21 protein-coding genes are annotated in these 25,056 nt (G+C 63.7%); 11 read left to right on the top strand and 10 right to left on the bottom strand.

Annotated elements, in window-relative coordinates; translation table 11 throughout:
* Nucleotides 1-6: 6 nt before the first annotated feature.
* From Q9451_RS06885 to Q9451_RS06855, 7 genes are all read left to right on the top strand, one after another.
* Nucleotides 7-1,110 (top strand): mannuronate-specific alginate lyase, encoded by a 1,104-nt coding sequence (locus tag Q9451_RS06885; protein WP_012274107.1) that lies wholly within the window; start codon nucleotides 7-9, stop codon nucleotides 1,108-1,110.
* A gap of 129 nt (nucleotides 1,111-1,239) precedes the next feature.
* Nucleotides 1,240-2,697, top strand: a complete 1,458-nt coding sequence (locus tag Q9451_RS06880; protein ID WP_012274108.1) for an MBOAT family protein — start codon at nucleotides 1,240-1,242, stop codon at nucleotides 2,695-2,697.
* A 10-nt stretch (nucleotides 2,698-2,707) separates the two neighbouring features.
* Nucleotides 2,708-3,865, top strand: a complete 1,158-nt coding sequence (locus Q9451_RS06875) for an alginate O-acetyltransferase (protein WP_012274109.1) — start codon at nucleotides 2,708-2,710, stop codon at nucleotides 3,863-3,865.
* A gap of 20 nt (nucleotides 3,866-3,885) precedes the next feature.
* The gene (locus Q9451_RS06870) at nucleotides 3,886-4,533 is read left to right on the top strand and encodes an alginate O-acetyltransferase AlgF (RefSeq protein ID WP_012274110.1); all 648 of its coding nucleotides are present in this window, start codon (nucleotides 3,886-3,888) and stop codon (nucleotides 4,531-4,533) included.
* 34 nt (nucleotides 4,534-4,567) lie between these two features.
* The gene (locus Q9451_RS06865; RefSeq protein ID WP_041166587.1) at nucleotides 4,568-6,022 is read left to right on the top strand and encodes a mannose-1-phosphate guanylyltransferase/mannose-6-phosphate isomerase; all 1,455 of its coding nucleotides are present in this window, start codon (nucleotides 4,568-4,570) and stop codon (nucleotides 6,020-6,022) included.
* Between the two features lie 124 nt (nucleotides 6,023-6,146).
* Nucleotides 6,147-6,611: a hypothetical protein gene (locus Q9451_RS06860; RefSeq protein ID WP_012274112.1), complete on the top strand. Its 465-nt coding sequence runs from the start codon at nucleotides 6,147-6,149 to the stop codon at nucleotides 6,609-6,611.
* Nucleotides 6,612-6,626: 15 nt separating this feature from the next.
* Nucleotides 6,627-7,439, top strand: coding sequence for an SDR family oxidoreductase (locus Q9451_RS06855; RefSeq protein WP_012274113.1), 813 nt, complete (start codon nucleotides 6,627-6,629; stop codon nucleotides 7,437-7,439).
* A 122-nt stretch (nucleotides 7,440-7,561) separates the two neighbouring features.
* Here Q9451_RS06855 and Q9451_RS06850 read toward each other — a convergent pair whose 3' ends face one another.
* The 4 genes from Q9451_RS06850 to Q9451_RS06835 form a co-directional block, all read right to left on the bottom strand.
* Entirely contained in the window at nucleotides 7,562-9,013 is a 1,452-nt protein-coding gene (locus tag Q9451_RS06850) for an efflux transporter outer membrane subunit (protein WP_012274114.1), read from the bottom strand.
* Nucleotides 9,010-10,071 carry an HlyD family secretion protein gene (locus Q9451_RS06845; RefSeq protein WP_012274115.1) on the bottom strand — a complete coding sequence of 354 codons (1,062 nt, stop codon included), beginning with the start codon at nucleotides 10,069-10,071 and terminating at the stop codon, nucleotides 9,010-9,012. Before Q9451_RS06845 ends, Q9451_RS06850 begins: the two co-directional genes overlap by 4 nt.
* A 28-nt stretch (nucleotides 10,072-10,099) precedes the next feature.
* Nucleotides 10,100-11,641 carry an MFS transporter gene (locus tag Q9451_RS06840; RefSeq protein ID WP_012274116.1) on the bottom strand — a complete coding sequence of 514 codons (1,542 nt, stop codon included), beginning with the start codon at nucleotides 11,639-11,641 and terminating at the stop codon, nucleotides 10,100-10,102.
* Between the two features lie 116 nt (nucleotides 11,642-11,757).
* Complete coding sequence (locus tag Q9451_RS06835) at nucleotides 11,758-12,663, bottom strand: LysR family transcriptional regulator (RefSeq protein WP_012274117.1); 906 nt, start codon at nucleotides 12,661-12,663, stop codon at nucleotides 11,758-11,760.
* A 209-nt stretch (nucleotides 12,664-12,872) separates the two neighbouring features.
* Here Q9451_RS06835 and Q9451_RS06830 point away from each other — a divergent pair, with 209 nt between their 5' ends.
* Nucleotides 12,873-13,322, top strand: coding sequence for a universal stress protein (locus Q9451_RS06830; RefSeq protein ID WP_012274118.1), 450 nt, complete (start codon nucleotides 12,873-12,875; stop codon nucleotides 13,320-13,322).
* A gap of 129 nt (nucleotides 13,323-13,451) precedes the next feature.
* Here the strand turns inward: Q9451_RS06830 and Q9451_RS06825 are convergent, their stop codons facing one another.
* Genes Q9451_RS06825 through Q9451_RS06810 form a run of 4 tightly spaced genes read right to left on the bottom strand, consistent with a single transcriptional unit; the run spans nucleotide 13,452 to nucleotide 18,216 of the window.
* Nucleotides 13,452-14,312 (bottom strand): HlyD family secretion protein, encoded by an 861-nt coding sequence (locus Q9451_RS06825; protein ID WP_012274119.1) that lies wholly within the window; start codon nucleotides 14,310-14,312, stop codon nucleotides 13,452-13,454.
* A gap of 10 nt (nucleotides 14,313-14,322) precedes the next feature.
* Nucleotides 14,323-14,523, bottom strand: coding sequence for a DUF1656 domain-containing protein (locus Q9451_RS06820; RefSeq protein ID WP_009685040.1), 201 nt, complete (start codon nucleotides 14,521-14,523; stop codon nucleotides 14,323-14,325).
* On the bottom strand, nucleotides 14,513-16,690 hold the full coding sequence (locus Q9451_RS06815; protein ID WP_012274120.1) for an FUSC family protein: 2,178 nt from the start codon (nucleotides 16,688-16,690) through the stop codon (nucleotides 14,513-14,515). Before Q9451_RS06815 ends, Q9451_RS06820 begins: the two co-directional genes overlap by 11 nt.
* Nucleotides 16,687-18,216: an efflux transporter outer membrane subunit gene (locus tag Q9451_RS06810; protein ID WP_012274121.1), complete on the bottom strand. Its 1,530-nt coding sequence runs from the start codon at nucleotides 18,214-18,216 to the stop codon at nucleotides 16,687-16,689. The genes Q9451_RS06815 and Q9451_RS06810 overlap by 4 nt, the downstream gene beginning before the upstream one ends.
* 191 nt (nucleotides 18,217-18,407) lie before the next feature.
* Between Q9451_RS06810 and Q9451_RS06805 the strand changes: the two genes are divergently transcribed.
* Entirely contained in the window at nucleotides 18,408-19,355 is a 948-nt protein-coding gene (locus tag Q9451_RS06805) for a LysR family transcriptional regulator (RefSeq protein WP_012274122.1), read from the top strand.
* Between the two features lie 78 nt (nucleotides 19,356-19,433).
* On the top strand, nucleotides 19,434-20,408 hold the full coding sequence (locus tag Q9451_RS06800) for a D-glycerate dehydrogenase (protein WP_012274123.1): 975 nt from the start codon (nucleotides 19,434-19,436) through the stop codon (nucleotides 20,406-20,408).
* 112 nt (nucleotides 20,409-20,520) lie between these two features.
* On the opposite strand, the gene Q9451_RS06795 is transcribed toward Q9451_RS06800, so the two are convergent.
* Nucleotides 20,521-21,423, bottom strand: coding sequence for a DMT family transporter (locus tag Q9451_RS06795; RefSeq protein ID WP_012274124.1), 903 nt, complete (start codon nucleotides 21,421-21,423; stop codon nucleotides 20,521-20,523).
* A 185-nt stretch (nucleotides 21,424-21,608) separates the two neighbouring features.
* Between Q9451_RS06795 and Q9451_RS06790 the strand changes: the two genes are divergently transcribed.
* Nucleotides 21,609-22,484, top strand: coding sequence for an AraC family transcriptional regulator (locus Q9451_RS06790; protein ID WP_012274125.1), 876 nt, complete (start codon nucleotides 21,609-21,611; stop codon nucleotides 22,482-22,484).
* 72 nt (nucleotides 22,485-22,556) lie between these two features.
* Here Q9451_RS06790 and Q9451_RS06785 read toward each other — a convergent pair whose 3' ends face one another.
* Complete coding sequence (locus Q9451_RS06785; protein ID WP_012274126.1) at nucleotides 22,557-24,947, bottom strand: TonB-dependent receptor; 2,391 nt, start codon at nucleotides 24,945-24,947, stop codon at nucleotides 22,557-22,559.
* Between the last annotated feature and the right edge of the window lie 109 nt (nucleotides 24,948-25,056).

The raw sequence follows: 25,056 nt of genomic DNA, 5'->3' as shown, positions 1-25,056 counted from the left end.
CGATCCATGACCCTATTGAAGCGAATTTCCAGCCCCGCCCTGCTCGCTTTGGCCCTGTTTGGCGGTGCCGCGCACGCTGCGCTGGTACCCCCGCAGGGTTACTACGAGGGGATCGAAAAGCTCAAGACCGGCGACGGCAATTTCCGCTGCGAAGCGGCGCCCAAGCCGTACACCGGCGCGTTGCAGTTTCGCAGCAAATACGAAGGCTCTGACAAGGCGCGGGCAACGCTCAATGTTGCCTCGGAAAAGGCCTTCCGCAAGTCGACCGAAGACATCACCACGCTTGAGAAAGGCGTGAGCAAGATGGTTGGCCAGTACATGCGCGATGGCCGCCCGGCGCAGCTCGATTGCACCTTGGCCTGGCTGGGCACTTGGGCGCGCGCCGACGCATTGCTGTCCACCGACTACAACCACACCGGCAAGTCGATGCGCAAATGGGCACTGGGCAGCATGAGCGGCTCGTGGCTGCGCCTGAAGTTCTCCCACTCGCAGCCGCTGGCCGCGCACCAGGCTGAAGCCGAAGTCATCGAAAAATGGTTCGCCCGCCTGGCTGAACAGACCGTGCGCGACTGGAGCGACCTGCCGCTGGAGAAGATCAACAACCACAGCTACTGGGCGGCCTGGTCGGTCATGGCGACCGCTGTCGCCACCGACCGTCGCGACCTGTTCGACTGGGCCGTGAAGGAATACAAGGTGGGCGCCAACCAGGTGGATGACCAGGGCTTTCTGCCCAACGAAATCAAGCGCAAGCAGCGCGCACTGGCCTACCACAACTATGCCCTGCCGCCACTGGCGATGATTGCCAGCTTTGCCCAGGCCAATGGCGTGGACCTGCGCAAAGAGAACAACTTCGCCCTGCAGCGTCTGGGTGAAGGCGTACTGGCCGGTGCCCGCGACCCGAGCCAGTTCAAGGCCCGCACCGGCGAGAAGCAGGACATGAAGGACCTCAAGGTCGACAGCAAGTATGCCTGGCTCGAACCCTGGTGCGAACTGTACCACTGCGTCGGCGACACCCTGCAGCGCAAGCACGGCATGCAGCCGTTCAACAGCTTCCGGCTGGGCGGCGACCTGACCCGGGTCTACGACCCGAACGCAGAGAGCAAGAAATAGATGTCGCCTGGGTTAGGGCCGCTTTGCGGCCCATCAGGAATGAAGTGACAACGGTTTCCTCCAGCTTTTTGCTGGGGGGTTTGGGGGGCGCTTTGCCCTGGATGCTGTGAACAAATTAGGAGAACCGGGATGGTCTTCTCGTCCAACGTGTTCCTGTTCCTGTTCTTGCCGATCTTCCTCGGCCTGTACTACCTGAGCGGGCAACGTTATCGCAACCTGCTGCTGCTGATCGCCAGCTACATCTTCTATGCCTGGTGGCGGGTGGACTTCCTGGCCCTGTTCGCCGGGGTCACCCTGTGGAATTACTGGATCGGCCTCAAAGTGGGTGCCGCCGGTGTGCGCACCAAGCCCGCCCAGCGCTGGCTGCTGCTTGGCGTGGGTGTCGACCTGGCGATTCTCGGCTACTTCAAGTACGCCAACTTCGGCGTCGACAGCCTCAACGCGATCATGGCCTCGTTCGGCCTTGAGCCGTTCATCCTCACCCACGTGCTGCTGCCGATCGGTATCTCGTTCTACATCTTCGAGTCGATCAGTTACATCATCGACGTCTACCGTGGCGACACCCCGGCTACTCGCAACCTGATCGACTTCGCCGCGTTCGTGGCCATCTTCCCGCACCTGATCGCAGGCCCCGTGCTGCGCTTCAAGGACCTGGTCGAGCAATTCAACAACCGCACCCACACCCTGGACAAGTTTTCCGAAGGCTGCACCCGCTTCATGCAGGGCTTCATCAAGAAAGTGTTCATCGCCGACACCCTGGCCGTGGTCGCCGACCACTGCTTCGCCCTGCAAAACCCGACCACGGGCGATGCCTGGCTGGGCGCGCTGGCGTACACCGCACAGCTGTACTTCGACTTCAGCGGCTACAGCGACATGGCCATCGGCCTGGGCCTGATGATGGGCTTCCGCTTCATGGAGAACTTCAAGCAGCCATACATCAGCCAATCGATCACCGAGTTCTGGCGGCGCTGGCACATCAGCCTGTCGACCTGGCTGCGCGACTACCTGTACATCACCCTGGGCGGTAACCGCAAAGGCACCTTCAACACCTACCGCAACCTGTTCCTGACCATGCTGCTGGGCGGCCTGTGGCACGGTGCCAACTTCACTTACATCATCTGGGGCGCCTGGCACGGCATGTGGCTGGCCATCGAACGCGCGCTGGGCATCGACACCAACCCGCAGCGCTTCAACCCGGTCAAATGGGCCTTCACCTTCCTGCTGGTGGTAGTCGGCTGGGTGATCTTCCGCGCCGAGAACCTGCACGTGGCCGGCCGCATGTACGGCGCCATGTTCAGCTTCGGCGACTGGCAGCTTTCGGAACTCAACAGTGCCCAGCTGACCGGCCTGCAGGTGGCGACCCTGGTCATCGCCTACCTCACCCTGGCGTTCTTCGGCCTACGCGACTTCTACCGCAATGCCAAACCGACGCCCAAGGCAACCCCGGTGCAGGTGAACAGCGATGGCTCGATCGGCCTGGACTGGACCCGGGTGATGACCCGCGCCCTGATTCTGCTGCTGTTCGTCGCCTCGATCCTCAAGCTTTCGGCGCAGAGCTACTCGCCGTTCCTGTACTTCCAGTTCTGAGGCCGATGACATGAACCGCACATTACGCATCACTTATTCCCTGTCGTTCCTTGGCTTGCTGGTGGGCATGGGCGTGTGGTCCACCGGTGGCCTGCAAAGCTTTCAGCGCACCGAGCAGATGACCCTGCTCAACGGCAAGCTGGCCAAGGCCGCCGAGACCCACTACGACGACGAGTTCCCGATCAAGCGTCTGGGCACGAACCTTTGGGCGGCCATGGACTTCAAGCTGTTCAACGAGGGCCGACCCGGTGTGGTACTGGGCCGCGACCAGTGGTTGTTCAGCGACGAAGAGTTCAAGCCCACCGCCGGTGCCGAACAACTGATGCAGGAAAACCTGGCGCTGATCCGTGGCGTGCGCGACACCTTGCAGCAGCACGGTAGCCAGCTGGTGCTGGCGATCATCCCGGCCAAGGCGCGCCTCTATTCGGAATACCTGGGCAAAGAGCAACCGGCCAGCCTGCACGATGACCTGTACAACCAGTTCCACGCCCAGGTACGCCAGGCCAACGTGTTCGCCCCAGACCTGCAAGCGGCCATGGAACAAGCCAAAGCCCGCGGCCAGGTATTCCTGCGCACCGACACCCACTGGACACCAATGGGCGCCGAAGTCGCCGCCCAGACGCTGGCCGAGGCGGTAAGCCGGCAGAACCTGCTCAACGGTGACCCGCAAACCTTCGTCACCGAAGCTGGCAGCACCGCGCCCTACAAAGGCGACCTGACCAACTTCCTGCCACTGGACCCTTTGTTCAGCAACCTGTTGCCGGCCCCGGACAACCTGCAGCAGCGCACCACCCGCCCGGTCGATGCCGAGGGTGACGCGGGGGACGCACTGTTCGCCGATAAGCAGATTCCGGTTGCGCTGGTGGGTACCAGCTACAGCGCCAACCCGCACTGGAACTTCCTTGGTGCCCTGCAGCAGGCCCTGAACAGCGACGTCGCCAACTACGCAGAAGACGGCCATGGCCCGCTGCTGCCAATGCTCAAGTACCTGCAAAGCGATGCCTTTAAAAACGCCGCACCGCAAGTGGTGGTGTGGGAATTCCCCGAGCGTTATCTGCCCATGAAAAACGACCTCAGCAGTTTCGATCCGCAGTGGATCGCGCAGCTGAAGAACACCCGTAAAACCGAAGAAAACCTGGCCTTGTCGTCCAACCAGACGCGCCACTGATCGATAGAGAGGAAACGCACATGACTACCAAGACTTCCATTGCCAAAGCCCTCACCCTCGCGGCCGGCCTGTCCCTTGCTTCCATGCAGGCCTTCGCCGGCGCGGATGCCGCGCTGTATGGCCCGAGCGCGCCGAAAGGCTCGACCTTCGTGCGCCTGTACAACGCGGCCAGCGCACCGGCCGCCGCCTCGGTCGGCAACACCCAGATCAAGCAGGTTGGCGCCCAGGCCAGCAGCGACTTCAGCTTCCTGCCAGGCGGCGACTACACAGCCCAGGTCGGCGGCAAGAGCGTGCCGGTCAAGCTGGCCTCGGACAAGTACTACACCCTGGTCAACAGCAGCAGCGGCAACCCGCAGTTGATCGAAGAACCACCGTTCAAGAACAAGCAGAAAGCCCTGGTGCGCGTGCAGAACCTGAGCGACCAGCAGCTGACCCTGAAAACCGCCGACGGCAAGACCGAAGTGGTCAAGCCGGTGGCCGCAAACGGCCGGGGCGAACGCGAAATCAACCCGGTCAAGGTCAACCTGGCGCTGTACCAAGGTGACAAGAAAGTGGGTGACGTGAAACCCGTCGCCCTGGAGCGCGGCGAAGCCGCCGTGCTGTATGTAACGGGTTCCGGCAACGCCTTGTCGCCGGTGTGGGTAACTCGCCCCGTGGCTAGCAACTGATCCCCCTGCCTTTAACGACTATTGGAGAAACATGATGATCCCGGTAATTCTTTCTGGTGGTAGCGGTTCGCGTCTGTGGCCTCTGTCGCGCAAGCAGTTCCCAAAACAGTTCCTGGCCCTGACCGGCGAACACACCCTGTTCCAGCAAACCATCGAGCGCCTGGCGTTCGAAGGCATGGACACACCGATCGTGGTCTGCAACAAGGACCACAAGTTCATCGTCCAGGAACAGCTGGCTGCGCTGAAGCTGGAAACCCAAGGCATCCTGATGGAGCCGTTCGGCCGTAACACCGCGCCGGCCGTGGCCATGGCCGCCATGAAACTGGTCAACGAAGGCCGCGACGAGCTGATGCTGGTACTGCCAGCCGACCACGTGATCGACGACCAGAAGGCCCTGCAGCGCGCCCTGGCCCTGGCCACCATCGCCGCCGAGCGTGGCGAGATGGTGCTGTTCGGCGTGCCGGCGACCAAGCCGGAAACCGGCTACGGCTACATCCGCTCCAGCCAGGATGCCCTGCTGCCCGAAGGCGTGGCACGCGTGGCCCAGTTTGTCGAGAAACCCGATGAGAAACGCGCCGCCGAGTTCGTCCAGGCCGGTGGCTACTTCTGGAACAGCGGCATGTTCCTGTTCCGCGCCAGCCGCTTCCTCGAAGAGCTGAAAAAGCACGACGGCGACATCTACGACACCTGCGTGCTGGCGCTGGAGCGCAGCGAGGAAGACGGCGATGTGCTGAGCATCGACGAAGCCACCTTCGCCTGCTGCCCGGACAACTCCATCGACTACGCGGTGATGGAAAAAACCCAGCGCGCCTGCGTAGTGCCGATGTCGGCCGGCTGGAGCGACGTGGGCTGCTGGTCATCGCTGTGGGAAGTGCACGAGAAGGACGACAACGGCAACGTCACCAAGGGCGACGTGGTGGTGCAGGACAGCCGCAATTGCATGATCCACGGCAACGGCAAGCTGGTGTCGGTGATCGGCCTGGAAAACATCGTGGTGGTCGAAACCAAGGACGCCATGATGATTGCCCACAAGGACAAGGTCCAGGGCGTCAAGCAGATGGTCAAGACCCTCGACGAACAGGGTCGCACTGAAACCCAGAACCACCTGGAAGTGTATCGCCCGTGGGGCTCGTACGACTCGGTGGACATGGGTGGCCGCTTCCAGGTCAAGCACATCACCGTCAAGCCGGGTGCCAGCCTGTCGCTGCAGATGCACCACCACCGCGCCGAGCATTGGATCGTGGTGTCCGGTACCGCCGAGGTCACCTGCGACGAGAACGTGTTCCTGCTGACCGAAAACCAGTCGACCTACATCCCGATCGCGTCGGTGCACCGCCTGCGCAACCCAGGCAAGATCCCGCTGGAGATCATCGAAGTGCAGTCCGGCAGTTATTTGGGCGAGGATGACATCGAGCGCTTCGAGGATGTGTATGGACGGACATCGACGCCGGTGGAGCGAGGTGTTTCGGTCAAGACGATTGCGCAGTAAGTAAACCCCTGGGGCCGCTTTGCGGCCCTTTCTCGACACGAGGGCGAAGCCCTCGCGCTTTTGAGCCCTCCCCCATTTCAGGCTACGATGGTCAGACCCCGCGCAACCAAGGTCTTCAAGCCCAATGATCATCGGTGCCTTCCTCATCCTCACCTGGCTGGTGCTGCTGTTGCGCTACCCGGCCAAGGCCTTGCCGATTTCGCTGGCCGCCGTTTGCGGCCTGGGCCTGGTAGCCCTGTTCGTTGCCTGGCAGGAAAACCGCGAAGCCTCGCAATTGGCCCGCCTGGACCTGCGCCTGAGCTACGCTCCCGAGCAGTGCCCTGCCGACCGCGCCCTGCAGGTACGCATGAAAAACGGCAACAAGGCCCCGCTCACCGAGCTTCGTTGGCGGGTAGCGGCGTATGCGCCGGGCGATACCGTGAACCTGGCCGAGAATACCTACAACGCACCGCGTTACCGTGGACCGGGTGAGTTGCAGCCGGGAGCCGAGTGGAAAGATTGCCTGCCGGTGCCGCCGCTGCGCTCCGGGTACCGGCCACAGACCCTGGAATTTCGTGCCGAGCATCTGCAAGGTACATTCGCCAATTAATCGAAGGCCTCTCCCATGCCCACTGTCCTGATCACAGGTTGTTCCAGCGGCATCGGCCGCGCCTTGGCCGATGCTTTTCGCGATGCCGGCCACCACGTCTGGGCCACTGCCCGCAAGCCTGAAGATGTCGAGCAACTGAGCGCCGCCGGCTACACCGCCCGGCAGTTGGATGTGAACGACGGCGAGGCGCTGGCCCGCTTGGCCGACGAACTGGAAAGCCTCGACATCCTGATCAACAACGCCGGATACGGCGCCATGGGCCCGTTGCTCGATGGCGGCGTGGATGCCCTGCGCCAGCAGTTCGAAACCAACGTCTTCGCCGTAGTCGGCGTTACCCGTGCGCTGTTCCCGCTGCTACGCCGCTCACGGGGCCTGGTGGTGAACATCGGCAGCGTCTCCGGTGTGCTGGTCACGCCATTCGCCGGTGCCTACTGCGCCTCGAAAGCCGCCGTGCATGCGCTGAGCGATGCCTTGCGCCTGGAGCTGGCGCCGTTCGGTGTGCAGGTAATGGAAGTGCAGCCTGGGGCAATTGCCACGCAGTTCGCCAGCCATGCCCAGCGCCAGGCCGAGCAGGTGCTGGCGGCGGATTCACCGTGGTGGCCGCTGCGCGAGCATGTGCAGGCACGGGCGCGGGCTTCGCAGGACAGGCCGACTTCGGCGGCGGTGTTTGCCCGGGGGGTGTTGGCGGCAGTCGGCAAGTCGCCGGTACCGGGGGTGGTGCGGTTGGGCAATGGCAGTACCGCGCTGCCGCTGATGGCCCGGTTGCTGCCACGGCGGTTGCTGGACTGGGCGTTACGCAAGCGCTTTGGGCTGCTGCGGCCGCTCTGAGTTTTCGGATGCCCTGGGGCTGCTGTGCAGCCCATCGCGACACAAGGCCGCTCCTACAGGCAGTCGCGGTCTCCTGTAGGAGCGGCCTTGTGTCGCGATGGGCCGCACAGCGGCCCCGCTTTCTAGGCTTTGTTCGCTGGCTGCTCATCAAACGCCTGCCAGCCACCCCCCAAGGCCTTGTACAACCCCACCAGCGCCTGCGACACCGCTGCCGAGCTGTCGATCCACTGCTCCTCGCTGGCCAGCAATGCCCCTTGCACTGTCAGCACATTGAGAAAGTCCACCGCCCCTTCCACATACTGGCGCTGGGCGGTTTCCAGGGCGATGCGGTTCTGCCGCACGGCCTCGGCCAAATGGTCGCGGCGCAACTGGCTGGCGTTGTACAGGCGTAGCACATCGTCAATTTCATGCCAGGCCCCCAGCACCACCTTGCGGTAGTTCAGCGCGGCCTCTTGCTGCTGCGCCTCGCGCAGTTCCAGGGTGCCCTTGAGCCGGCCACCCTCGAAGATCGGCAGCGACAGCTGAGGCCCGAAAGCAAACCGACGCGAATCCCAGCCACCAAAATCAGACAGCTGCATGGCCTGGAAACCGACACTGCCCGACAGCCGGATGCTCGGGTAGAAATCTGCCTTGGCCACACCGATGCTGGCGGTGGCGGCATGCAGGCGGGCCTCGGCCTGGCGGATGTCCGGGCGGCGCTCGGCCAGTTCGGACGGCAAGCCAATGGCAAACTTCTGCTGCGGCGCGGGCAGCTCGCCGCCCTGCAGCAATTCGGCCTGCAAACTGCGTGGCGGTTCGGCAGCGAGCAGGCTGAGGGCGTTGATCAGGTCATCACGGCGGGCTTCCAGGCTGGGCAGTCGCGACTCGATCGACGCGACCTGAGCGCTGGCCTGGGCCACATCCAGGCGCGTGGCAACGCCTTCGGCCTGGCGGTCTTCGGACAGCTTCAGGCTGTGCCGGGCAACCTTGAGGTTGTCCTGCGTCACATCCAGGGTGTGCTGCACCGCGCGCAGCTGGATGTAGTTGCCGGCGGTTTCCGACAGCAGGGCAAGCAGCACCCCACGGCGGTCGTTCTCAGCCACTTCGACGCTGGCATCGGCAGCCTCGACCTGGCGTCGTACGCGGCCCCAAAGGTCCAACTCCCAACCTGCCACCAGGTCGCCTTGCCAGAGGTTGTACGCCGCTTTACCCGCTTTGCCGGACGGGTCGCTGAGGCCTTCGGCGCTGTTACGCGCGCGGCTGTAGCCGGCGTTGGCGTCCACCGACGGCATTTCGTCGGCGGCCACGGTGCTGCGCAGGGCACGGCTTTGCAGCAACCGTGCGCTGGCCATCTGCAGGTCGAGGTTGCGTTCGGCGACGCGCTGGATCAAGGCACTGAGCTGGGCATCGTGAAAGGATTCCCACCAGCGCAACTCCAGCGGTTCGGCCTGCGGCTGGCTGGCCGCTGCCTCACCCTGCAGCGGCGCCCACTGTTGCGGTGCCTGGCTGTCGGGGCGCCGAAAGTCCGGGCCCATGGTGCAGCCTGCCATCAGTACGGCCAGCAATAAAGGGCTCAAGCGAAATGCCGATTTCATCGTGCACTTACCTCTTTGCCGTCCAGCTTGTCACCACGGGTGTCGATGGTCGCTTCCACCGACATGCCCACACGTAGGCGGCTGAGCAGCGGCTGCCCGTCATCGAAGACGATTTTCACCGGGATGCGCTGCACCACCTTGGTGAAGTTGCCGGTGGCGTTGTCCGGTTTCACGGCAGCGAAGGTGACGCCGGTGGCGGGAGCGATACTTTCTACATGGCCGTGCAGCTTTTCGCCGGAGAAGGTATCGACGCTGATGCTCACCGGCTGGCCCGGTTGCACGTGGGTCAGCTGGGTTTCCTGGAAATTGCCGACCACATAGGCCTGTTGCAACGGCACCACCGACAGCAGGCGGGCGCCTGGGTTGACGTAGGCGCCGACGCGCAGGGCACGCTCGCCGACCATACCGTCCACCGGTGCAGTGATGCGGGTGTAGGACAGGTCGAGCTGAGCCTTTTCCAGCCCCGCTTCGGCACGTTTGAGCTGGCCATCGGCGCTGGCCACCTGAGCGGTGAGAATGTCCACTTGCTTGCGCGCCGCCACCAGCGCCGCCTGGGCATTGGCCAGGCGAGCACGGGCCTGGTCGACACCGCTGCGCGCCTGTTGGGCGTTCTGCACGGTACCGGCGCCCTGCTCGGCCAGGCGGCTGTAGCGGTTGACTTCATGGTCGGCGAACGCCGCTTCGGCCTGGGCCGCTTTGACAGCAGCCTCGGCCTGGGCAATCAGCGCCGCCTGGCGCTCCAGGGTGGCACGGGCATCGGCGCTTTGCGCCTGGGCTACCAGCAACTGCGCCTGCGCGGCATCCAGCGCGGCCTGGTAGTCACGGGCATCGATGGTCGCCAGCAACTGGCCTGCGGTGACCTGCTGGTTGTCTTCCACCAGCACGTCCTTGATGAAACCGGCGACTTTGGGCGCGACCACGGTGTAGTCGGCGATCACATAGGCGTCATTGGTGCTCTGGCGGTGGTCACTGCCCAACATCCAGGGGCCGACGATGCCAGCCAGGACGGCCACGGCCAGCACCGAGCCGATGAACAGGGTTTTGCGGTTGTTGGTCATTTCAGCGGTTCTCGAATTCATCCAGGGTTCAGGCCACCGCACGCGGCGGATAGACCCGGGTAGGCACGAAAGGAATCAGGCAGATCAAGGCCACGGCAATGCAGGCCATGACGAGGTACATGTCGGCCGAGGTCAGGACCAACGCCTGGTCGTGGATGCGCTTGGCCAGGCCTGCAGCGCTGTCGTCGACCAGCGGCGCGTTGCCCAGGCTGTCCACCAGGTGGTTGGAATGGAAGTGCCGGCGCAGGGTGCCAAGGGCGTCCAGCAGGCCACCGGCAATCACGGCGGCCAAGCCCTTCACGGTGTTGAACCAGCTGGAGGCGAACGGGCCTTCCTGCGGGGTCATGCCATTGGTGGACAGCATCAGCAACGGCAGCACGGCCATCGGCTGGCCGAACACCTGCAGCAGGTAGAACGGGTAGAAGTCGCCACGGATCCATTCGCTGGTCAGCAGGCTGCTGCCGACACAGGACACCGCCAGCATCGCCAGGCCGATACCCAGCACCCAGCGGCAGTCCACTGCACGGATGTTGCACAGTGCCGCCGTCAGCGGCAGGGCGATCAGTTGAGGCATGGCCACCAGCATCATCAGCGGGCTGGTCTGTGCCGGGCGGTAGCCTTGGATCTGCGCCAGGTAGGCCGAAGGAATGCTGCCCACGCCCGAGAGCACGATCAGCACACCGGCCAGTGTCACCAGCGCGAAACTCAGGTTGCGCCGCTGCAACATGCGCAACTGGAAGAACGGCAGCGGTTCGGACCACTCGTTGAACATGAACAGCACCAGCAACACCAAGCCACCGCCCAGCAGCCAGCAGATCAGCGGCGAATCGAACCAGCCCCAGCGGTCGCCCAGCGACAGGCCCAGTACGATGCAACTGATGGCGGGCAGGCCGAGCAGCACGCCACGCCAGTCGAACTGCTTGAAACGTTCCAGGCGCAGCGGGTCCTGCGGCAGGCCCCAGCCGACACAGACGATGGCCAGCAGCGAGGGCAGAATGATCTGCCAGAACGCCCATTGCCAACCGACATACTCGGTCCACAGCCCCGCCAACGGCGTGCCAAGGTTGGGGCCGAAGGTGGCGGTCAGCGCATAGCAGGCCAGGCCGTAGACCTTGATGCCCGGTGGCAGGAAGCGCAGGGCCACACTCATCAGCATCGGTGGCAAGGCCCCCGAAGCAAAGCCCTGCAGCACGCGCAGCAGCATCAGGCTGTGCAGGTTGGGGGCGAACGGTTGCAGCAAGCCGAGCACGGCGAACAGGCCGATGGCGCTCATGGTGAAGCGCCGCAGCGAGAAGGTGGTGGCCAGCCACGGCGCAAAGGCCATGGCCGAGACCGAGGCGGCGCTGTACACCGCCAGCAGCCAGGCACCTTCGTCAGCACCGATGCCCATGGCACCGCGGATATCGGCGAGGGAAATCTTGGTAACCGACTCGTTTAGGCCTGCGCACAGCACGGCCAGCAACACACCGAACAGCCCCACTACCACCTGCAGGCCAAACGCCGTCTGCGCAGGCGCGGCCGGCGCGGGGGCGGCGGCCAGCGCCGCAGGGGGCGCGGTCAGGGAACTCATGGGAATACATCTCCAGCAACAATTTCAGGGCTGGAGCAAGTTTAAGAAGGTCGAATGCTGACGAAAACTGACTTGTTGGCAGTTTTATATTGCGTCAGACGCAATCAATGGCGACATCACGGGTCAATGCGCCCACACGCTTTCAACGTCTGGCGCAGCCAACGGTGTGCGGGGTCGTTGTCGAAACGCGGGTGCCACGCCTGCTTCACATTGACTTTCTCCAACGGCACCGGGATTTCGAACGAGCGCAATGGCAGCTTCAGCCGCTGCACACTGTTGAGGATGTTGGCGGGTATCGGCAGGATCAAGTCCGAATCCGGCAGTGAGAACATCGCCGAGTGAAAGCTGGTGGTGATCAGGGCCACCCGCCGCTCTACCTTGTGGTTGGCCAACGCCACATCGATCGGCCCATTGGCCCGGCCGCGCCGCGATACGCTGATCTGCGGGTAGGCAGCAAAACGCTCTGGGGTGATCGGGGCGTCGAAAATCGGGTGCCCCACACGCGCCAGGCCCACGAAGTAGGTGCTGAACAGGCTCTGCACCTTGATTTCCGGGCCAAGTTCAACGGCCGAGCTGATGATCAAATCGATATGCCCGTTGCGCAGCACCGCATCATCGTCACCGCTGCCCTCCGGGACGAAGCGCAACACCGTTCGCGGCGCCTGGGCCAGCATCATGCTCAGCAATTGGGCGCCGTACAGGGCGATGAACAGGTCATTGGTGCGTATGTTGAAGGCACGGTCCAGGTTCACCAGGTCGACATCATCACGGCTACGGAACACCTGCCCGGCTTGCTCTACCAACCCATGCACCTGCTCGCGCAGGGCCAGCGCCCGCGGCGTGGGCACAAGGCCACGGCCGGCACGCACCAGGATCGGGTCACCCATGGCTTCGCGAATGCGCCCCAGTGTCCGGCTCATGGCCGCCGGGCTCAGGTTCATTCGCTGAGCTGCGCCGACCACGCTGCCCTCGTCGAGCAGGACATCGAGGGCGACGAGCAGGTTCATGTCCGGGAGTTGCATGGCCGTTTTCCGTTACAGCTGTGGGAATGGCGATGGTAACAGGTTGCTCGATTGCACCAGACGCAATGCGCTCGTGCGTTGTGGGGCATTTATTCACTGACCGTGTTCGGCCTTAAATAGAGCATTGGCAGGATCGGCCTCTTCGCGGGCGTGCCCGCGAAAGGGCCGATCCTGCAGATACACCCGCCAGCCATTGCCAAGGATCCTACATGCCCAGCTCCGTCCTGATCGCCATCGACGCCTCCCCGGCTTCCAGTGCCCTGCTGGCCCTCGCCCGCCGCTACTGCCGCCCTGGCGAGCACGAATTGCACGTGCTGCTGGCCATCGATTCCACCTTCGCCGTGCATGAGCAACCAGCGCCCTATACCACCGAAGAGCTGGAGGAATACCCCGCCGCCTGCGAGGAACAGCAGCATGCCGACCACGCCGTGACCGAGGCCGTGCGCGAACTGCAGCAAGCCGGCTTTGCCAGCCGGGGTTGCATGGTGGCTGGGCAGCCGGTCGATGTGATCGTGACTAAGGCGCACGAACTCAATTGCGAGCTGATCATCATGGGCCACCGTCACCTGTCGCGGCTGGGACGGTTGCTCGACCCTTCCATCAGCGCGAAGGTGATTGACCAGGTGAAGGTGCCGGTGTTGGTGGGGGCGGCGGGGTAGAAATCACAGAAGATTGGACGCTTGGCTCTGAGCTTCATTTGGGCATGCAGGTGCTCGCCATGATTTTTACAGCGCCTTTGAGATCGAGCGCCGCGCGGGCGGTGCTCGATGTTCCTGACTACAAATCTCTCAAGGCGAACTCGGCTTCACCACCACCGTACACGTCGTCCCCGCCGCCAGCAAAAACCCTTCCGGCACTTCATCGATGTGAATACGCACCGGCACCCGCTGCGCCAGCCGCACCCAGTTGAACGTAGGGTTCACATCGGCAATCAGCTCGCGGCTTTGCGGGTTGTCGCGGTCGTAGATGCCACGGGCGATGCTCTCCACATGCCCCTTGATGCGCTCGCCGCTCATCATCTGCAGCTCGGCCTGGTCACCCACCTTCACGTGCGGCAGCTTGGTCTCTTCGAAGAAGCCGTACACCCAGAACGAGTTCTCATCGACCACCGCCATCACCGCCTCACCGGTACGCGCATAGTCGCCCTTGTGGATGTTCAGGTTGGTCACATAGCCATCCACCGTGGCCACGATGTGCGTGCGCTTGAGGTTCAGTTCGGCTGCGGCCAGTTCAGCAAGGGCTTGCTGGTAATCGGCTTGGGCAGCGTTGGCAATGTTGCTGGCATCGTCGCGGTTTTCCTTGGAGATCACCAGGTTGTCCATGTCGGCCCGGCGCTTGGCGTTGACCTTGCGCATTTCCCAGGTGGCCTTGCGCGAGGCGACCAGCGCCTTGGCCTGGTCGACCGCCAACTGGTAGTGCTCGGGGTCGATCTGGATCAGCAGGTCGCCCTTCTTCACCCGCTGGTTGTCCTTGACCGGTACGTCCACCACGTAGCCGGGCACGTCGGCGGCGACGTTGATGATGTCGGCACGCACGCGGCCGTCGCGGGTCCATGGGGTGGTCATGTAGTGCAACCACAACTGGCGACCGATGGCCACGGCAGCGACCAGCACCAGCAGGGTGGCGATCAGGCTGAAGAACTTTTTCATCGAAGGTTTCTCACCAGTAGACAGTAAGCGCCATGGCGCCGAACAGGCAGACGAACAGGCTCAGGCGCAGCAGCGCCGGGTGCCAGAAGAAACGGTAGCCATCATGGCTGGCGATGAACCGGTCCAGGCCCCAGGCCAGGCCCAGGGCGAACAGGAACATCAAGGTCATGGTGGGCATGTACACGCCATGGAAGGCGATTTCACGGGGCATGGTGCAATCCTTTCGCCGGTGCCAGTGGCGACTGTGGGTCCAGCAGGGAAGAACGGATGAAGTGCAGGTAGCTTTGCGCACGGCGCAGCACCGAGGTGTCGAAGTGCCGGGCGAACGGCTCGTCGGTGGCCTGCACGCGGGCGATGGCATGGTCCACGGCCACCAATGCACGCTCGTGGTTGCTGGCGCTTGGCTGCAGGAACAACCGCGCCAGGGCACGGCCCATGACGCGAATCGCCTGGCGCCACGGCTGCGACTCTGCGTAGGCCGGGTGCACCGGCGCACGGGCCTGCTCCTTGCGCAACTCGATCACGGCGTGGCCGATTTCCAGCACGGTGAACATCCAGCCCATCAACTGGCTCTGCACCTGCGGCTTGCCCGCCGCCAGGCCATAGGCCTGGTGCAACAGGTCGCGGGTGCGGCTTTCGAACGCCGTGCCGATGCCGCGCAGGCGACCACTGATGGCGAACAGCACCTGCTCACGCAGCTCCTGTTCCAGCCGGCTCCACAACCAGCGGCTGTTGGGCGGCAGGATGATCGCCCCGGCGGCGGCACAGACGAACATCCCGATCACCATGCCGATGTAGTCGTTGATGAAGGTGTAGGGGTCATACACGGTGAGGTTGTTCGGCACCGAGCCAATCGCGAAAAACACCAGCAAGCCGATGCCGTAGCCGGCATAGGCCGGGCGCGACGACAGAAACGCGCCCAACACGAACACAGGTGCCAGCACCATGCACAGCAGCGGGAAACCGTCGATCCAGGGGAACACGAAGAACGTTTCGAAGAACCCGACAAAAGCACCGATGGCCGTGCCGCAGGCCATCTGGAACGACATGCGCTTGGGGTTCGGCGACGCCGCCGAAAGGCCCACGGTGACGGTGGCGATCAGGGTCATCATGGCGCCGCTGGGCCAGTCACTGAGTAGCCAGTAGCTACCCAGCAGCAACAGCACCGCCGAGGCACGCACACCGGCGGCCAGCGACACCAGCCAGCTGGTCTGCGCCACGTAGGGCTCGTCCCACTGCTCGCGCTGGTGTGTGTGCGCGGCCAGCGAGGCATGGGTTTCGGCGTAGCTGAACATCTCGTCGACGAAGCGATACAGCAGTTCGAACGCAGTGTGAAAGTCGAGCAAGTCGGATTCACTGGGGTCGGTCGCCAGGTATTCGGCCCGCAAGCCGCGCACCTGGGCCTGCAAGCCTTCTTTGTAGGCGGCCAGCTCCAGGGTCAGGCGCAGTGCATCGGCGTCGGTCAACGCCCGCCCCACGTAGGGCTGCAGCAGCTCCACCAAGGTATTCAGGCCCGGCTCGATGGCACTGACGATCTGCAGGGGGCCACGGGCACGCAGCCGCTCCAGCAAGCGGTGCAGGGCGTTGAAGCGCGTGGTGATGGCCATGAACTCACTGTTCATCCGCACCAGCCGACCACTGCGGCGGCGCATGTGCGGGTCTTCGAAGGCGGTGACGTTGCGCAAGCTTTCAAGGCCTACGGCCTCTGCCACGAAACGCACGTTGCTGCTCTCGAAACGGTCCTTTTGGCTATCGCCACGCAGGGCCTCGACCACCACCCCGGCGAACACGCCAAAGCGCTGGTACAGGGCGTTACGCATCGCGGCGCTGGCCGACTGCGGCAGGATTGCGGCACTGACGAAGGTCGACACCAGAATCCCCAGGGCAATCTCCAGCACCCGCCATACGGCTGCCATGAACGCCTGGTCAGGGTGCTGCAGCACCGGCAGGCCGATCATCGCAGCGGTGTAACCGGCCAGCACGAAGCCATAGGCGCGGAAGGTGCGGTAGCGCATGGCACCGGCCGAGCACAGGCCCACCCACAGCGCCAGGCTGGGCAGGAACAGCTCGGTGTTTTGCGGGAAGATGGCGATCAACGCCACCATCATCGCCGAGCCGGCCAGGGTGCCGAGCACCCGGTAGAAGCTTTTGGCGAACACATGCCCGCTTTGCGGCTGCATGACGATGAACACGGTGATCATGGCCGTGCGTGGTTGCGGCAGCTCAAGGCGCATGGCCAGCCACAACGTGATGAACGCGGCGGCCAGCACCTTGAAGATGTACACCCAGGTCACGCCGTCGGTGCGTGCCCAGGCAAAGAAGCCCCGGCGCCATTCCAGGCTTTGCAGCCAGCGCACGGGCAAACTGGAAGTGCTCATTCGGCGTTATCCGGCTTCTTGTCGAAAATGGCCAGGGTAGCCGGGGTTTTCGGCGCAGCCTGGCGTTCCTCCTTCGGCACATCCTGGCCGGCCTGCAGGCCGCCGCCCAGGGCGGTGACCAGCTCGGCATGGGCGACCAGGCGGGCGGCCTGCACCTGTTGCTGCACCTGCTGCTGGCGGAACAGCAATGTCTGCGCATTGAGCACGTTCAGGTAGTCGGTAAGGCCGCGCTGGAAGGCGACCATGGCGATGTCGTAGGTTTTCTGAGCTGCGGCGACGGACTCGGCCGCGAAGTGCGACTGCTCTTTCATCGACTCGCGGCGGATCAACTGGTCGGAAATGTTCTTCAGCGCACCAATCACGGTCTGGTTGTAGCGCGCCACCGCTACGTCGTACCCCGCCGAGGCCACGCCCAGCTCCGAACGCAGGCGGCCACCGTCGAAGATCGGCAAGCTGATCGCCGGGCCGACGTTGTAGTTGAACTTGCGCCCGGTCAGGAACTCCAGCGGGCCACCACCGGTAGCCATGAAGCCCAGGCTGCCGACCAGGTCGACGTTGGGGAAGAAGCCGGCATGGGCAACATCGATGCCACGCGCTTGAGCGGCCACCTGCCAGCGGCTGGCGACCACATCGGGGCGCTGGCCGACCAGTTCGGCAGGCAGGTTCGAGGGCAGCTTCAGCGGCGCGGCCAGGGCCAGGGTCGGGCGCTGCAACTGTGCGCCCTCCCCCGGGCCTTTGCCAGCCAACGCCGCCAGCTGGTTGCGGGTCAGGGCAATTTCTTCGTCGAGGCTGTCGAGCTGACGGTGGGTTTCCGGCAGCGGCGCTTCGGCCTGGCTGACTTCGAAGTGAGTGCCGATGCCGGCATCCAGGCGACGCTTGGCCAGCGCCAGGATCTGCTCCTGCTGCTCCAGTTCGGCCTTGACGATATCGCGCTGGGCAAAGTGCAGGCTCAGCTGGATGTAGGCGCGCACCACGTTGTTCTGCAGCTCCAGTTGCGCCTGGCGGGCTTCGGCCACGCTCATGTGCGCCTGGTCCACGGCCTGCTCACTGGCGTTGCGCTCGCGCCCCCACAGGTCGAGGGCGTAGCTGAAGCCAATGGCAGCGTTGTTGTCCCAGGTGTTGGCGCCCGACAGCGCGCCAGGGCCGTAGAACTGGTCTTCAGGCCAGTTGTGGCGCTTGAGCGTGGCCTGGCCGTTGGCCTGGAGCTTTTCCGCCGACTCGACCACGCCAGCCATGGCCTTGGCTTCGCGCACCCGCGCCGCGGCCATGGCCAGGCTTGGGCTGCCGGCCACGGCCAGGGCAATCCAGCGGTCCAGCTGCGGGTCGCCATAGGCGTGCCACCACTGCTGGTCAGGCCAATGGGCGTCGGTCGCGGCTTCGCGTATGGCCGCGTCGGTGGTCAAGGTATTGGCTTGCAGCGTCTTGCTTTGCGGGGCGATGCCCCAGGTTCCGATACAGCCACTCAAGGTGAGGGCAAGGGCACAGGCACTGAACGCATTGAGCGTTCTGATGATGCGACGCGGCACAGCTGCGATTTCCCGAGGAAGAGGTGAAGGGGCCGGGCAATTCTAGGGGGCGACAGCACTGGCGATAAGCGCAGATTCCTGCGAATCTTTGTTACCAAAACAGCGATAATCCGCCTTTGGTCGAAGGTAACTTTTCAGCTTTTTTGCGTTACTTCGTGACACAATTTTGTCCTCTACATCGAGAGTGACCCATGGACACCCTGCAAAACATGCGTGCTTTCAGTTGCGTAGCCCAGCTTGGCAGCTTTACCGCTGCTGCCGCGCAACTGGATACGACCACCGCGAACGTGTCGCGGGCGGTCTCCAACCTGGAAGCCCATCTGCAAACAAGGCTGCTCAACCGTACCACCCGCCGCATTGCGCTGACCGAGGCCGGCAAGCGTTACCTGATGCGTTGCGAACAGATTCTTACCTATGTGGAAGAAGCCGAAGCCGAAGCCAGCGATGCCCACGCCCGCCCGGCCGGGCAGTTGAAGGTGCACTCGATGACCGGGGTGGGCCAGCACTTCGTGGTCGATGCCATCGCCCGCTACCGCGAGTCGCACCCGGACGTCACCTTCGACCTGACCATGGCCAACCGCGTGCCCGACCTGCTCGACGAGGGTTATGACGTGTCCATCGTGCTGGCCACCGAACTGCCCGATTCGGGGTTCGTGTCACAGCGCCTTGGCATCACCTACAGCATCGTCTGCGCCTCGCCCGGCTACATCGCCCGCCACGGCACTGCGCACAAGCCCGCCGACCTGCTCAAGCATGCCTGCCTTCGCATGGTCAGCCCGGTGATCCCGCTGGAAAAGTGGCTGTTCGACGGACCGGAAGGCCAGGAGATGGTCAACATCACCAGCTCGCCGTTCATGGTCAACACCGCCGATGCCATGAAGACCGCGATCCGCAGCGGCATGGGCGTAGGCGTGCTGCCGATCTATTCGGCCATCGACGGCCTGCGTGACGGTAGCCTGGTGCGAGTGTTGCCCGAGTACCGCCTGCAGGAACTGAACCTGTACGCCATCTACCCATCGCGGCAGTACCTGGATGCCAAGATCAAGACCTGGGTCGAGTACCTGCGCAACTCGCTGCCAGAGATTCTCGCGGCCCATGAGGCGGACCTGAAAACCCATCAAGTGCTCATCGCCAACTAAAAAGCTGCTGCATGGCGGGGGTGGACAATGGTAGGTTGCTAACCAATGTCCACCCCCGCCTTGCAGAGAAGTTGCCCGATGAAAAAGACTGTCCTGGCCTTCAGCCGTATCACCCCGGCCATGGCCGAGCGCCTGCAGCAAGACTTCAACGTGATTCTGCCCAACCCCAAGCTCGGCGACATCAACGCCCAGTTCAACGAAGCCCTGCCCGAGGCCCACGGCCTGATCGGCGTTGGCCGCAAGCTGGGCCGTGCACAGCTTGAAGGCGCGGCCAAGCTGGAGGTGGTGTCCAGTGTTTCGGTCGGCTATGACAACTACGACTTGGACTACTTCAACGAACGCGGCATCGCCCTGACCAACACCCCCGACGTGCTCACCGAAAGCACCGCCGACCTGGGCTTCTCGCTGATCATGGGCTGTGCCCGCCGCACCGCCGAACTGGATGCCTGGACCAAGGCCGGCAACTGGCAGGCCACCGTAGGCCCGGCCCATTTCGGCAGCGATGTGCATGGCAAGACGCTGGGTATCGTCGGCATGGGCAACATCGGCGCTGCCATTGCCCGCCGCGGCCGGTTCGGTTTCAACATGTCGGTCATCTACGCTGGCAACAGCCGCAAGACCGCGCTGGAGCAAGAACTTGGGGCGCAGTTGCGCAGCCTGGAGCAGTTGCTGGCCGAAGCGGACTTCGTGGTCATTGTGGTGCCGTTGTCCGACGCCACCCGCAAGCTGATTGGCGCCCGCGAGCTGAAACTGATGAAGCCGAGTGCCTTCCTGATCAACATCGCTCGCGGGCCGGTGGTGGATGAAGCGGCGCTGATCGAAGCCCTGCAGAACGGTACCCTTCGTGGGGCTGGTCTGGATGTGTACGAGAAGGAGCCGCTGAGCGATTCGCCGCTGTTCAAGCTGCCCAATGCGCTGACCTTGCCGCACATTGGTTCGGCCACTGCCGAAACCCGATTGGCCATGGCCAATCGGGCGATGGACAACCTGCGCGCGGCGCTGCTGGGCGAGCGGCCGCGGGACCTGGTGAACCCGCAGGTGTGGAAGGGCTGATAGCGCTCTATTGCCTGCACCGGCCCTTTCGCGGGTAAACCCGCTCCCACAGGTCCAGAACGCTGTGGGAGCGGGCTTACCCGCGAAAGGGCCGGTGCAGGCAACGCATGTCCTATTTGGCCACCACAACACCCCCAGCCACCCGGACCCGAGGCTTGCGAAACACCAGCACATTCCCCGCCATCACCGCCACCAGCCCCAACAAGGCCGGTGCCGTCCACTGATACCCCTCGGCCACCGCCGACACATTCAACGCCACCAACGGAAACAGCACCGTGCAGTAGGCCGCGCGCTCTGGCCCCATGCGGCCGACCAGGGTCAGGTAGGCGGTGAAACCGATCACCGAACCCGGAATTACCAGGTACATCAGCGAACCGATGTAGCGGGTGTTCCACTCCATGTTGAAAGGAATGCCGCTGACCAGGCAATAAACCATCAGCATGGCCGCCCCGTAGACCATGCCCCAGGCATTGGTGGTCATGGGCTTGAGCCCGGCCTTCTGCTGCATGCTCGACAGCATGTTGCCCGCCGAGAAGCACAGCGTGCCGAGCAGCGCCAGGCCAAGGCCGTACAGGGTTTCACGGCTGGCCGCATGATGGGACAGCTCGGGCCAGAACAGCAGCCCCAGCCCAAGCAGGCCCAGGGCACCACCGCCCAGTACATTGGCGGCGATTTTCTGGCCGAAGAAGACCCGCGCATTAAGTGCGTTCCACAGGGTTGCAGTGGAGAACACCACGGCGATCAGACCACTGGCGATCCACTGGCTGGCAGTGAGAAAGCACATGAAATTGACGCAGAACAGGCAAAAGCCCTGTGCCAGACAGATCTGGTGGCCACGCCGGTTCATCGGCTGCAGGCGGCGGGTGAGCAGCAGGATGGCGAACAGAATCAGGCCAGCCAGGGCGAAGCGATAGACGATCGAGACCGGGATGGCGACCACGCCCAGCTGGAGCTTCAAGGCGATCCAGGTAGTGCCCCAGATCAGGACGGTGAGCAGGTAGAGTGACAGGTTCATGGCGGCAGTTCCTTGGGCCTTTCAGGATCGGTGCCCGGCGCTTCGCGGGTAAACCCGCTCCCACAGGGGTCACCAGTGTTCGCTAGATGGGCCTTTACCGGCTTGCACAAACTTGCGCTTTTCTTGCGCCAGTAGATGTCACGCTGTGCAGGGCGCAGTAGGATGACTGGCAAGAGGAACCCGCCATGACGCCACTCACCCAGTTGCAAGTGTTCAACGCCATGCATGCCTCGCCCCACGCCCGGCTGGAGCTGAGCGCGCACCTGGGCGACGGGCTGGCGGCGGCGTTGTGGAGCAACCGTGACGATGCTCGTGATTACCAGGCACCGACCCATCACACCCTGTCGTGCTACATCGCCGACGGCACCGGCACCTTCCGCCGCCAACGCCCGGCCGACAAGGGCGCACCCGGCAAGCTGTGCGTGATGCCGGCCGGGCAGGAATCGAACTGGGTGGTCAATGGCGCGATCCGGCTGGCACACCTGTATGTCAGCGAGGCGCAGTTCGCCCTGGGCTGCGTGCGCCTGCTCGACCGTGAGCCACGGGAGCTGCAACTGCAGGAGGCGACCTTTCTGGACGATCCACAGCAGGCGGCACGCTTTCGCCAACTGATCCAGCTGGACTGGGACGAGCCCGGCGAACGCCTGCTGGCCAGCAGCCTGGCACACGAAATCGTCGACCATGCGCTGCTCAACCAGGTCGGGCTGCGCCAAGGCCTGCGCCTGAAAGGTGGGCTGGCGCCGAACCTGCGCCGGCAGTTGGTCGAGTACATCGAAGCGCACCTGGACCAGCCGATTACCCTGGGTGAACTGGCCTTGCGCTGCAACTTGTCCGAATACCACTTCGCACGCATGTTCCGCGCCAGTTTCGGGTTACCGCCGCACCAGTACTTGCTGGCCAGGCGGCTGCAGCGGGCTTGCGAGTTGTTGCGACTGGGGGAAATGCCGCTGGGCGAAATTGCCCTGTTGTGCGGGTTTGCCAGTGCCAGCCATTTCAGTAACCGCTTCCGGCAGGCCCTTGGCGCAACGCCTGGGGAATATCGCTCGGCCATTCGCGGCTAAAGCCGCTCCCACAGAGTAACGCGATCCCTGTAGGAGCGGCTTTAGCCGCGAAGAGGCCGGCACAGGCTGTACTTAAAACTCAAAGGTACTCGACAAACTCACCTGCCGCGCATCTCCAATCGCCACAAAGTACTGGTTCACCGCCGAGCTGTAGTAAACCTTGTCGAACAGGTTCTTCACGTTGAGCTGCAGGCGCACGTTGTGTTCATCGAGCTTGGTCTCGTAGCTGGCGAATGCATCCGCCACGGTGTAGGACGGCAGGTCGAAGGTGTTGGTCGAGTTACCCGACCGCTCGCCCACGTAGCGCGCACCCGCACCTACCCTCAGCTTGTCGCCACCGAACAGGCTGCCGAAGTCGTACACAGCCGACAACGAACCACTGTGCTTGGCTACGTTCTGCAGGCGGTTGCCTTGCAGGTCCGGGTCCTTGGTAACCTTGGCATCCGTGTAGGCATAGCTGCCAATCAAGCTCCAGCGATCAGTCAGCTGGCCGGTCAGGTCAAGTTCCACGCCTCGTGAATTGACTTCACCCGCGTTGCTGTAGACCGTCTCGCTAGTGCTGGCGTCGAAGTTCGAAACCAGGACGTTGCGTTTGGTGATATCGAACAGCGCCAGGGTGCCCGTGATGCGGCCCGGCATATCGAGCTTGGCCCCCAGCTCCCACGACTTGCCCTCTTCCGGGGCTACCGACGAGTCGAGCACGATATTGCCGGTCAGTGGCGCAATGGTGGAGTTTGGCTTGAACGATTCGCTGTAGCTGCCATAGAACGACAGCTGGTCATCGACCTTGTAGACAATGCCGGCGTGAGGCACCCAGGCCTGGCCACTGATGTCGGTATTGACGTGGAACGGGCGGCCGCGACCGGCGTACTGGTCGTACTGCTGGAAGCGCGCGCCGGCCACCAGGATCCAGTGCTCGTCCAGGTGCAAGGCGTCCTGCACGAACAGCGCATCGGTGCGCAGCTTGTCGGTCTGGTCGCTGTCACTGGCGCGCACCGTGCTGCCTTCCACTTCCTGACCGTAGACTGGGTCCACATAGCTGAACGTGGACTTGGCCGTCTGGCGAATCAGATCACCCCGGAAAATCTTGCGGTCTTCGTGGTCGATGCCGAACAGCAAGTCGTGCTGCATGCCGGCCACTTCCACGTTGCCTGCCAGGCTGACGGTCGCGAACTGGTCACGGCTCATGGCGTTGTGGGTGCCGTCGATGCTGCGTGTCAGCGTGCCTTTTGCTTCGTTGACGGCCGTCACCCGCACCTGGCTGGCATCGTAGGTTTCACGGTTGAAGCTGTAGCCGAAGTGCAGCTTCCAGTCATCGGCCAACTGATGGTCGACTTCCAGGCGATACAAGTCGGAGCGCCCTTCCATGTCGTTGAAGGGCTCGTCCAGACGACGCGTGGCGGGGATGTTCAGTGGGTGGCCGTTGTTGCCGAACGCGGTACCCCGATCGAACGGGTAGAGAAACTCGCGGTGCTCGTAAGCCACCACCACCTGGGTATCTTCGCCCAGCCAGGCCAGCGACGGCGCCACCAGCGATTCGCGGTGCACGCCGTAGTTACGCCAGTAGTCTTCGTCCTCGTGGTCGACGACCAAGCGGTAGGCGAAGTTGCTGTCGCCCAGCGCGCCAGTGCTGTCGAGCCCGCCGCCACTGCCGTTCTTACCACTGCCGTAGGTCGAGCCACGCACGGTCAGGGCGTTGTACTGCTGCAGTTGCGGGCGCTTGCTGACCACGTTGATCACCCCACCCGGGTCCTGAATGCCGTACAGCAGCGAAGCCGGGCCCTTGAGCACTTCGACCCGCTCGGTGCTGGCGTTGAGGCTGCGGCCCTGCACGATGGGCATGCCATCGCGCATGATCGAGCCATCGCGGTTGTCGCCGAAACCACGCTTCATCACCGTGTCGGACGTGCCACCGAAGTTATTGCCCTGGGTAATGCCGCTGACATTGGCCAGGGCGTCATCGAGGTTACGCGGCGCCTGATCACGGATGACCTGCGCCGGTACCACGTTGATCGCCTGGGGGATGTCCTGGTTAGGGCCCTGCCCGCGCATGATCGAGGCGCTAGCCGGGGGCTGATAGCTGTAGTCATCCAGTTGCGAGGTCACCGTTGTGGCCTGCAGGTTGAGGGCACCGGAGGTGTCGGCGGCTTCGAGGGTGAAGGTGCGTGCATCGACGCGGCGCCAGGCCAGCCCGGAAGTACCCAGCAGCTGTTGCAGGGCCTGTTCGGCGCTGTACCGGCCATTTAGCGCAGGCGCCTGCACGCCTGGTAGCTCAAGGGTGTAGACCACGCTCTGGCCGGTGGTACGACTGAAAGCGTTGAGTGCCTGGGCCAAGGGCTGGGCTGGCTGGGCGAAGGCGTAGGCCTGCTGTTGCTCGGCGGCGCAGGCCAGGGGGGCGACAGCGATGGCAGGCAGCGTAGCAAGGCCTAGCCAGAGAGGGACGCAACGCGGGGAGAACTTCATGGACGCTGACCTGTGAGAGGGATATTACTGCGAATGAATCGCACTTCCACTCATTACACGGATGCCACGTCCTGTTACCTCACCCGCTATCTGAAAAATATTTTCCTGT

It is taken from the genome of Pseudomonas sp. NY8896 (assembly GCF_039634505.1).
The sequence above is the reverse complement of the archived record's forward strand: the minus strand, read 5'-3'. Positions and strand labels throughout refer to the sequence as shown.

Coding starts and splice junctions, on each gene's coding strand:
- Q9451_RS06835 (WP_012274117.1), bottom strand. CDS start 12,663: ATGCAACTCCCGGACATGAACCTGCTCGTCGCCCTCGATGTCCTGCTC.
- Q9451_RS06840 (WP_012274116.1), bottom strand. CDS start 11,641: ATGAGTTCCCTGACCGCGCCCCCTGCGGCGCTGGCCGCCGCCCCCGCG.
- Q9451_RS06885 (WP_012274107.1), top strand. CDS start 7: ATGACCCTATTGAAGCGAATTTCCAGCCCCGCCCTGCTCGCTTTGGCC.
- Q9451_RS06800 (WP_012274123.1), top strand. CDS start 19,434: ATGAAAAAGACTGTCCTGGCCTTCAGCCGTATCACCCCGGCCATGGCC.
- Q9451_RS06865 (WP_041166587.1), top strand. CDS start 4,568: ATGATCCCGGTAATTCTTTCTGGTGGTAGCGGTTCGCGTCTGTGGCCT.
- Q9451_RS06860 (WP_012274112.1), top strand. CDS start 6,147: ATGATCATCGGTGCCTTCCTCATCCTCACCTGGCTGGTGCTGCTGTTG.
- Q9451_RS06880 (WP_012274108.1), top strand. CDS start 1,240: ATGGTCTTCTCGTCCAACGTGTTCCTGTTCCTGTTCTTGCCGATCTTC.
- Q9451_RS06825 (WP_012274119.1), bottom strand. CDS start 14,312: ATGAAAAAGTTCTTCAGCCTGATCGCCACCCTGCTGGTGCTGGTCGCT.
- Q9451_RS06795 (WP_012274124.1), bottom strand. CDS start 21,423: ATGAACCTGTCACTCTACCTGCTCACCGTCCTGATCTGGGGCACTACC.
- Q9451_RS06790 (WP_012274125.1), top strand. CDS start 21,609: ATGACGCCACTCACCCAGTTGCAAGTGTTCAACGCCATGCATGCCTCG.
- Q9451_RS06850 (WP_012274114.1), bottom strand. CDS start 9,013: ATGAAATCGGCATTTCGCTTGAGCCCTTTATTGCTGGCCGTACTGATG.
- Q9451_RS06785 (WP_012274126.1), bottom strand. CDS start 24,947: ATGAAGTTCTCCCCGCGTTGCGTCCCTCTCTGGCTAGGCCTTGCTACG.
- Q9451_RS06820 (WP_009685040.1), bottom strand. CDS start 14,523: ATGCCCCGTGAAATCGCCTTCCATGGCGTGTACATGCCCACCATGACC.
- Q9451_RS06875 (WP_012274109.1), top strand. CDS start 2,708: ATGAACCGCACATTACGCATCACTTATTCCCTGTCGTTCCTTGGCTTG.
- Q9451_RS06830 (WP_012274118.1), top strand. CDS start 12,873: ATGCCCAGCTCCGTCCTGATCGCCATCGACGCCTCCCCGGCTTCCAGT.
- Q9451_RS06805 (WP_012274122.1), top strand. CDS start 18,408: ATGGACACCCTGCAAAACATGCGTGCTTTCAGTTGCGTAGCCCAGCTT.
- Q9451_RS06870 (WP_012274110.1), top strand. CDS start 3,886: ATGACTACCAAGACTTCCATTGCCAAAGCCCTCACCCTCGCGGCCGGC.
- Q9451_RS06815 (WP_012274120.1), bottom strand. CDS start 16,690: ATGAGCACTTCCAGTTTGCCCGTGCGCTGGCTGCAAAGCCTGGAATGG.
- Q9451_RS06855 (WP_012274113.1), top strand. CDS start 6,627: ATGCCCACTGTCCTGATCACAGGTTGTTCCAGCGGCATCGGCCGCGCC.
- Q9451_RS06845 (WP_012274115.1), bottom strand. CDS start 10,071: ATGACCAACAACCGCAAAACCCTGTTCATCGGCTCGGTGCTGGCCGTG.